Origin of the sequence: Kitasatospora sp. NPDC059571 (assembly GCF_042735675.1) — a bacterium.
GTDB lineage: Bacteria > Actinomycetota > Actinomycetes > Streptomycetales > Streptomycetaceae > Kitasatospora.
On sequence record NZ_JBHWBW010000844.1, the window covers coordinates 1 to 1,285 of the forward strand.

Sequence of the window (1,285 nt, forward strand, 5' to 3'; positions counted from 1 at the left end):
GGGCCGACCGGCACCGCCGTCACCCCGGGCCGTCCGCCGTCCACGGCGTGACGGCCAGCAGGGCGAGGTCGTCGCCCAGCCGACCCGCGTGCAGGCGGACGTCGCGGTCCAGGAAGTCGACCACCGCGGCCGGATCGGTGGTGCCGAGGCCGGCCAGCCGCGCCCGCAGCGGGTAGAAGGCGCCGCTGCGGTCGCGCGCCTCGCTGACGCCGTCGGTGTGCAGCAGCAGGGTGTGCCCGGGCGGCAGCCGGAGCCGGGTCGGCAGGTGCCGGCCGCCGGAGAGGTGGCCGAGGCCCAGCGGCAGGTACTCCGGGCCGCGGACCGCGGCCGCACCCCTTCCGGGCCGAGCAACAGCGGCGCCAGGTGGCCCCGGTTGACCACCTCGACCGACGGGCCGGGGCCGCGGTGCTGCAGCAGCACGGCGGTCACGAACAGCTCGTCGTCGCCGTCGTTCACGGCGTCGCGCAGCACGTGCCGGTCGAGCTGTTCGGCGAGCTCGCCGAGGTCAGCGGTCTCGTGCGCGGCGACCCGGAACGCGCCGAGCACGTCGGCGACGGTGCGCACGGCGTCCAGGCCCTTGCCGCGGACGTCGCCGAGCAGGATCCGGGTCCCGAACCGCGTGTCACAGACCTCGTACAGGTCGCCGCCGACCCCCATGTCGGCCTGCGCGGGCCGGTAGCGGCCCGCCGTGCGCAGTCCGCCGGCCCGGTCCGGCACCGGGCGGAGCACGGCGTGCTGGAGTTCGTCGGCGATGCTGCGCACCCGCAGCAGGTCGTGGGACTGGCGCAGCCGCTGCCAGGAGAGCGCGGTGCCCATGGCCCCGGCGAGGGCGGTGGCGACGTAGATCCAGACGTGGTGCTGCTCGGAGAAGTGGCGGGCGTGGGTGGAGACCAGCATCTGCAGGGCGATGGCGACCACGGTGGAGGCGGCGACCGCGACCGGGCCGAAGCCGAAGGCCACCACGACCGGGAGGACGGTCAGCATGAAGCCGGCCGCCGTGGTCATCGGCCACGCGAAGTCGAAGACCAGCTCGACCACGACGAGGACCAGGGGCAGCAGCAGCACCCAGCGGGGTGTCCGGGTGGCCTCGGCGATCACCTGGTGCCGTCGGGGCGGCCCTCCGGCGGTGCCGGACGGTCTGCGGGCGGGCGTGAACATCCTTTCCATGGTCGCCGAGCGCGGGGCTTCCCGCGCGGGCGGTCGGGCCGGGGCGGCGCGGGGGGGGGGCGGGGGGGGCGGGGCGGGGCGCGGCGGGTGGGGGGCGGGCGGGGGGGCCGGGGGCCAC

The 1,285-nt window shown here is 77.4% G+C and carries 1 protein-coding gene and 1 pseudogene; both read right to left on the minus strand.

Features of this window, described 5'->3' with window-relative positions:
• Positions 1-19 precede the first annotated feature (19 nt).
• The gene (locus tag ACFV0G_RS39470; protein WP_380558793.1) at positions 20-304 is read right to left on the minus strand and encodes a SpoIIE family protein phosphatase; all 285 of its coding nucleotides are present in this window, start codon (positions 302-304) and stop codon (positions 20-22) included.
• 35 nt (positions 305-339) lie between these two features.
• Positions 340-1,167, minus strand: a pseudogene (locus ACFV0G_RS39475) (PP2C family protein-serine/threonine phosphatase); the annotation flags it as partial.
• Positions 1,168-1,285: the final 118 nt, after the last annotated feature.